This window comes from Sinomonas soli, from assembly GCF_054782415.1.
In genome coordinates this window covers 485,194-491,569 of the sequence record NZ_BAAGSN010000015.1, presented here as the reverse complement: position 1 = coordinate 491,569, position 6,376 = coordinate 485,194, and the positions used below count along the sequence as shown (strand labels likewise).

Here is a 6,376-nt window from a genome sequence, read left to right as displayed (position 1 = left end):
TTGGTCTGGTCGTTGGGCTTGAGCCGGTTCTCGATCGCCCCGGCCACGTCCCCGTAGTCCGCCTGGCCGCCCTCGGCCTGCACGATGCTGGCCACCGTGAGGACCTGGTACTGCTGGTTCGGGTCCGTGATCCCATCCTGCTTCAGCTCGTCCACCGTGGTCGAGACCAGCTTGGCCAGGATGTCCTTGGCCGAGATCCCCACCGGGAACCGGTACTCCCCCGGGGCCAGATAGCCCTCCAGGCTCTTGGCCTTGGCCGGCAGCCCGAAGTCCCCCGGCTTCGCATTGAGCGCATCGAGGTCCTTGCGCTCCACCGAGGCCGCCTTCGCGATCACATCGAGCGAGTCCCCCACCCGCATCCCCGCACTCAACGCGAAGTAGACCACCTTCGCACTGTCCGTACCGGCCAGGATCGCCGCAGCATCCGAGGCCTTCATCTCCTTCTTGAACGTGTAGTCCCCGGGGCTGATCTTCCCGCCGGTCCCGGCGAGCGCCCGCACGAACGTCTCGGGGTCGGCAATGACCCCGTCCTTCTGGAGCTCCTGCGCCACAGCCAGCGGGCCGGTGCCCGACTGGACGGTGACCTTGACCTCCCCGGTGCCCGGGCCCGGGTAGTCCGTGACCTTGTCCATCTTCAGGGCCGAGCGGAGCCCGAACGCGAGCAGGATGGAGCCGGCGATGGTGAGTGCGATGACGACGCCCATGGCGATGGCCGCGGTGCGGAGCGGGCGGCGGTGCCCCGCGCGGTCTTGGGGCCCAGGCCCGGGCTTCTCGGACGCGACCGGGCTGCCCATCATGGTCTCCACGCCGACGGCCGGAATCGGGCCGGCGGCAGAGGGCCTGCCGTGTCGCCTCGGGATGGTCACCGTATCAATGCTCCTAGCTCCTGGGCCTCGGTCGGCCCGGGCGGGAGGGCCCAGCCCCACATGGGCCACCCGGAACCTTACCCCGCCTCCGCCGGGATCAAACGCCGAAGCTGCCGGCGGCGCGTCCGCGTCACCCTACGGTGAGGGTTCCGTGCATGTCGGCGTGGTACTCGCAGTGGTAGTGGTAGGTGCCGGGCGTGGCTGGGGCGGTGAAGGTGACACTGCTGCCGGCCGGGGCCGTGACCTTGAAGGCGCCCCCGTCCGCGGTGACGGTATGGGCCTGGGCGTCCATGTTCATGACCCTGACCGTGGCGCCCGGGGAGACAGTGCCGGGATCGGAGTACGCCGAGGCGCTGATGTGGATGGTGACCGCCGCCGCCGGGGTGGGCCGCGAGGAGCCCATGGCCATGCCCGGCTCCATCGAGGCCGTCGCGGCAGGCGCGGACTGGGCCGCGCCGCTGCCGGAGCTGCTGCTGCCCATGGCCGCGCCAGAGCAGGCAGTGGCCCCCAGCGATAGTGCGCTGAGGAGGAGCGCCAGCCCAGCCAGGCGCCGGCGAGAGCGAGGGGACAGTTCCATAGTCAGGGTCCTTCGGGAAGGTCGGGCCGGTTCATGCCGGGTGACTCGAGACGAGGTGGGCGTAGACGACGGTGTTGTCCAGGTACTGGCCCGACGCCGGGTCGTAGCCGCCACAGGTGATCAGACGCAGTTCGGCCCGGTCCGCGTTGCGGTAGACCTCGACGGTGGGGAACTGGGACTTGTGGTACACGTCGGTCCTGTCTACGACGAACACGGCCGCGGTGTGGTCGGCCCGCACCACCGTCACCTGGGCCCCGGGCGCGAGCTCGTGGAGGCGGTAGAACACACCGATGGGTGTGCCGATGGCGTTGACGTGTCCGAGGATCACGGCGGACCCGGAGGCGCCGGGCGTGACCGACCCGGTGTACCAGCCGGCCGGGGACCCGGGTGCACCCGGCGGAACGGCGACCTCGCCGTCGGGCTGCTTGCCTAGCTGGATCAGTGGGGTGTCCACTCCGATGGAGGGCGCCTGGAGGCGGGTGGGGGCGGAGGCAGGCAGCACCGGGCCGGAGTGGGCGGCAAGCGGGGGCGCCTGTGCCGTTTTCGGTGCATCCGGTGATGGCCTGCTCTCCCCGCCCGCGGGGGACCGCCCGGGCGGGGAGGCAGCGGCCGTCGCGGGAACCCCCGTGGGGGCTCCGGCGTGGCCCGCGGGCGCACTCCCGTGGGCCAGACCGAGGCCGATCCCCGCGAGGCCTGCGGCGAGCAGGAGCGTGGCACCCGCAGACGCGAGCCGGCGCCCACGGCCACCGCTGGCGGCACCTTCTCTCATCGGGTCCAACCCTCCTGCTCGCACGGCGGAATCAGGCCTTGGCGGCCAGCCGGCGGCGGATGCCGTAGATCCCGCCCGCGGCGGCGATCAGGCCTGCACCCGTCGCGACGAGACCCAGGTCCGCTCCCTGCTGCTGTGCCGGGGCAGCGATGCCCGTCCCCGGGGCGCCGGCGGGCATCGCGGTGAGGGTGCCGCAGAGGGCGGGCGAGGTCGCCGCCAGCGGCAGCGAGGGCACCAGGTCGCTGGGCTCCTTCTGGGCTCCGGCCGGCAGGGTCGCCGGGTCCAGGCCGTGCACGACGACGACTGCCGTGCCGGACTGCAGCGAGGCCAGCGTCTTCGCGTCCAGCGTGATGGTGCGCTGATAGGTGAAGGAGGAGCCCATCCCTGCGACAGCCAGGTCGGTGCCCGCCGCGGGACTGGTGTCACCGCTCGTGGAGAGCGTGGCGCCGATGCCCCCGTAGAACGGGGCGCCCTCGGTGGTGCTGATCACCCCGTCGCCGCTGGTGTCGGCCGAGGGTCCAGGACAGGTGCCCTTGGCGCCGATGTGGATGTGCTGGACGTGCGGGTAGGGCTTGCCGCTGAAGGTCGCGGCGAGGCCCGAAACCTTCTCGGTCACGGTGGCCTGGTTTCCGTTCAGCGTGATCATGGCCGTGCCCGAGGCATTGGAGCCGTTGATGGCTCCCAGATTCGCCTGGTAGGTGGTGCTGTCCGCCGCCAGTGCCGGGCTCGTGGAGAGGGCCATGGCCCCGAGGGCGAGGGCGGGGGCGATCAGGAAGGCAGATTTCTTCATGATGGTGATTCCTCCATGCTCTTTGTCGCGTCGCCGGCTCCTGGTGGCGCCGGTCGCCGGGCTCAGGAACTGTCCGACAGTTACTGTTCGGAGTGGTCCGGATCGCGGATTGGACCGGTGAGGGGGCGCCGGCTCATTCGCTCCAGCACGCCAGCACGTCGGTGGCGATCTGGTAGGCGAGGGAGCTCCGGGAGATGCCGTGGGGGCCCACTGGCTCCTTCAGGCCCGTGGCGTCCACGGTGAGGGCGGAGCTGTCCTTGGCGAATGCCACGGTGCCCGCCGGACTCTGGTAGCCGGGCAGACCGAGGTTCGCGAGCCCCTCGATCGGGGCAGCGCTGGGCAGCGCCGCGACTGCGCCGTGGGCGGCGGCGCGGGCCGCCGCCGGATCCGGGGATTCCTGGACGGCGAGCACCAGTGCGCCGGAGGGGAGCCTGTACGTGCAGGTGTAGCGGCCGGCCGCCCATGTCGGCGACGGTGAGGGGTCGGCGGGCAGCGCCAGGATCTGGGCGATCTTGGCCCTGATCTCCTGCCCGCAGACCATCGCCGCCGCCGGTGACGGCCCCGCCGGCGACGCGGAAGAGGATGAGGGTGCCGCGGCGGACCGCTGCGCTGCCTCCTGCGGCGCGGGTGCCCCCTGAGCGGCCGCGCAGCCGCTCATCATCAGCGCCGCGCAACTCAGCGCGACAAGGCGGCGAACGAGGCGTGCGCCCATCGTCGTGTCCTCTCCCTCCGCCGGCGTCGCCCCGCGACCTCGGCACCATGGTTGCTGCTGCTCCATCATTCGGAGCCGGCCCCCTCCCGGACTGGCGATGAACCGGATCACCGCGCACGGCGTCTCATGGGCAGCGGCAGACAGCCGCCGGATCAGGGAAGGCGACACCATGAACAAGCGAGCAGCACTCCTCTTGGCCGCTGCATCGGCGGCCTCCGCCCTCGCCCTCGCCGGCTGCGGCGGTGGGAGCGGCAGCACGGGCTCGTCGAGCGCCCCCGCCGCGGCGCCCTCCTCGGCGTCGTCGGCAATGTCGTCGTCGGAGGTCGAGACGCTCAAGACTGCGACCGTCGCGGGCCACACCGTCGTCGTGGACGGGGAGGGCAAGGCGGTCTACGTGTACACGCGGGACAACGCCGGCGCGACCACGAGCGCCTGCACGGGCGGGTGCGCGTCGCTGTGGCCCGCCGTGACCAGCGCCGGCACCCCGACGCTCCAGGGCGTGACCGGGAAGATCGGCAGCATCACCGGCGTCAACGGCAAGCAGCAGATCACGGTCAACGGGATGCCCATCTACTACTACGCGAAGGACACCGGCCCCGGGCAGTTCAACGGGCAGGGCGTCGCCAACGTGTGGTACGTGATCGGCGCCGACGGGACCATGATCCAGACGCCGCTCGCCTCCGCCAGCTCGGGAACCGCCGGCTACTAGGCGCCGTAGACCGTCACCGCGGCGGCCTTCGCGACGAGCACGACGCCGGCCCCCGGACCCAGGTCGAGCTCGGCGGCCGCCGCTGGGGTCAGGTCCGCCACGAGGGCGTGGCCGGAGGCGTCGCAGTGCACCCGCACCTGGGCGCCGCGCGGCTCGAGCTCGCGGACGATGCCGGCCCAGGCGTTCCGCGGCGATCCGTGCGGCACCCCCGGCCCGCCGGCCGGGGCCGCTGGGGACGGGTAGAGGGCCACGTCGGCGGGCCGGAACACGGCGATGGCCGCCTCGCCCGGGCCCGGGGGCTCCACCCCGTCCGGCACCGTGCCCGAGACCTCGCCGAGCCCGCTGATGTGCAGGCGGCCGGGCGGGACCCCGGGATCGGGCGCGGCATGCCCCTGGACGAAGTTGAGCCCCGCGAGGCCCGCGGCGAAGCGGCTGCGAGGGCGGTCCAGGAGGTCGGCGGTGGGCCCGGATTCGGCGACGCGGCCGGACTCGAGCACCACGACGCGGTCGGCGAGCAGGTGCGCGTCGAGCGGCTCGTGCGTGACGATGAGCGCCGTGCGGTCGGCGAGGACGCGCCGCAGCAGCCGGCGCAGGGCGGGGGCTGCCGCGACGTCGAGGGCCGCGAACGGCTCGTCGAGCAGGAGGACCCGGGGCTCGGCCGCGAGCGCCCGGGCGATCGCGACGCGCTGCGCCTGGCCGCCCGAGAGCTCGGCGGGGCGACGCCCGGCCAGCTCCTCGGCGTCGACCTCGCGCAGCCATCGGGCGGCGGCAGCGCGGGCCTCGGTGCGCGGGGCACCGGCGGCGCGGGGGGCGAACGCCACGTTCCCGAGCACGTCCAGGTGCGGGAAGAGGAGCGGTTCCTGGGCCAGCAGCGCGATGCCGCGGCGGTGCGGGGGAACCCAGGTGCCGCGGCCGTCGGCGAGGACCCGGCCGGCGAGCGCGACGCTTCCGTGGTCCGGCCGCAGCAGCCCCGCGCACAGCCCGAACAGGGTCGACTTCCCTGCCCCGTTCGGGCCCATGACCGCCACCGTCTCGCCCTCCCCGACCGCGAGGGCGAGCCGGACGCCCCGGGCGGCCAGAGCAGCGTCGACCGTCAGCAGGTCCTCCCGTGACGCGGTCACCGCGCTCCCCCGGCCCGGCGCCCGTAGGCGAGGCCCACCACCGCCGCGGCGACCGCGACGAGCAGCAGCGCGAGGGCCACGGCGGCGTCGGGATCCGTCTCGCGCTGCAGGTACACCTCGAGCGGCAGGGTGCGGGTGACGCCCTGGAGGCTGCCGGCGAAGGTGAGGGTGGCGCCGAACTCGCCCAGCGAGCGGGCGAAGGCGAGGACGAGGCCGGAGGCCAGGCCGGGCAGCACGAGCGGGAGGGTGACGCGCCGGAAGGCATGGGTCGGGGAAGCCCCGAGGGTCGCGGCCACAGCCTCGTAGCGGCCGCCGGCCGTGCGCAGCGCGCCCTCGAGGGAGACCACGAGGAAGGGCAGGGACACGAACGCCTGCGCCATGACCACGGCGGTGGTGGTGAACGCGACCTGCACGCCGAGCACGTCCAGCCACCGCCCCACGAGCCCCAGCCGGCCGAACGTGTAGAGGAGCGCGAGGCCACCCACCACGGGGGGCAGCACGAGCGGCAGGAGCACGAGGGCCCGGAGCCACCGCAGGCCGGGCACGTTGCCCCGGGCCAGGGCCATGGCCATCGGCACCCCGAGCACGAGCACGAGGGCGGTGCTCGCCGCCGCCGTCACCAGGCTCAGCCGCAGCGCCGCGAGGGACGCGTCCGAGGTGACGAGCGGGATGAAGTGCGGCCAGTCCACACGGGCGAGGATCCCGACGAGGGGAACGACGACGAACAGCGCCCCGACCGCCGCGGGCGCCCAGAGCCAGCCCGGAAGCCCCGTGAACCCGCGGGAGGTGGCCTTCAGGAGGTGGCCCGCAGACACGCCCTGCGCTGAGGGGT

General features: G+C 73.7%; 8 protein-coding genes. 1 reads left to right on the top strand and 7 read right to left on the bottom strand.

What is annotated here, in order from left to right; translation table 11 throughout:
• From ACYVKZ_RS15850 to ACYVKZ_RS15830, 5 genes are all read right to left on the bottom strand, one after another.
• The coding region (locus ACYVKZ_RS15850) for an endolytic transglycosylase MltG (RefSeq protein WP_460993176.1) at positions 1-866 on the bottom strand (866 nt) is incomplete at its 3' end.
• 130 nt (positions 867-996) lie between these two features.
• The gene (locus ACYVKZ_RS15845) at positions 997-1,347 is read right to left on the bottom strand and encodes a cupredoxin domain-containing protein (protein WP_460993175.1); all 351 of its coding nucleotides are present in this window, start codon (positions 1,345-1,347) and stop codon (positions 997-999) included.
• A 127-nt stretch (positions 1,348-1,474) separates the two neighbouring features.
• Entirely contained in the window at positions 1,475-2,212 is a 738-nt protein-coding gene (locus tag ACYVKZ_RS15840) for a class F sortase (protein WP_460993174.1), read from the bottom strand.
• A 31-nt stretch (positions 2,213-2,243) separates the two neighbouring features.
• Positions 2,244-3,002 (bottom strand): hypothetical protein, encoded by a 759-nt coding sequence (locus tag ACYVKZ_RS15835; RefSeq protein ID WP_460993173.1) that lies wholly within the window; start codon positions 3,000-3,002, stop codon positions 2,244-2,246.
• 133 nt (positions 3,003-3,135) lie between these two features.
• Positions 3,136-3,543 carry a hypothetical protein gene (locus tag ACYVKZ_RS15830; protein WP_460993172.1) on the bottom strand — a complete coding sequence of 136 codons (408 nt, stop codon included), beginning with the start codon at positions 3,541-3,543 and terminating at the stop codon, positions 3,136-3,138.
• Positions 3,544-3,883: 340 nt separating this feature from the next.
• Between ACYVKZ_RS15830 and ACYVKZ_RS15825 the strand changes: the two genes are divergently transcribed.
• Positions 3,884-4,423 (top strand): COG4315 family predicted lipoprotein, encoded by a 540-nt coding sequence (locus tag ACYVKZ_RS15825; protein WP_460993170.1) that lies wholly within the window; start codon positions 3,884-3,886, stop codon positions 4,421-4,423.
• On the opposite strand, the gene ACYVKZ_RS15820 is transcribed toward ACYVKZ_RS15825, so the two are convergent.
• Both ACYVKZ_RS15820 and ACYVKZ_RS15815 read right to left on the bottom strand, forming a co-directional pair.
• Positions 4,420-5,544 (bottom strand): sulfate/molybdate ABC transporter ATP-binding protein, encoded by a 1,125-nt coding sequence (locus tag ACYVKZ_RS15820; protein WP_460993169.1) that lies wholly within the window; start codon positions 5,542-5,544, stop codon positions 4,420-4,422. The two genes, ACYVKZ_RS15825 and ACYVKZ_RS15820, sit on opposite strands and share 4 nt — an antisense overlap.
• Positions 5,541-6,359 carry an ABC transporter permease gene (locus ACYVKZ_RS15815; protein WP_460993168.1) on the bottom strand — a complete coding sequence of 273 codons (819 nt, stop codon included), beginning with the start codon at positions 6,357-6,359 and terminating at the stop codon, positions 5,541-5,543. Before ACYVKZ_RS15815 ends, ACYVKZ_RS15820 begins: the two co-directional genes overlap by 4 nt.
• Between the last annotated feature and the right edge of the window lie 17 nt (positions 6,360-6,376).

What these genes read in the sequence shown, in the direction of transcription:
- ACYVKZ_RS15845 (WP_460993175.1), bottom strand. Translation starts at nt 1,347, where the DNA reads ATGGGCAGCAGCAGCTCCGGCAGCGGCGCGGCCCAGTCCGCGCCTGCC.
- ACYVKZ_RS15840 (WP_460993174.1), bottom strand. Translation starts at nt 2,212, where the DNA reads ATGAGAGAAGGTGCCGCCAGCGGTGGCCGTGGGCGCCGGCTCGCGTCT.
- ACYVKZ_RS15835 (WP_460993173.1), bottom strand. Translation starts at nt 3,002, where the DNA reads ATGAAGAAATCTGCCTTCCTGATCGCCCCCGCCCTCGCCCTCGGGGCC.
- ACYVKZ_RS15830 (WP_460993172.1), bottom strand. Translation starts at nt 3,543, where the DNA reads ATGGTCTGCGGGCAGGAGATCAGGGCCAAGATCGCCCAGATCCTGGCG.
- ACYVKZ_RS15825 (WP_460993170.1), top strand. Translation starts at nt 3,884, where the DNA reads ATGAACAAGCGAGCAGCACTCCTCTTGGCCGCTGCATCGGCGGCCTCC.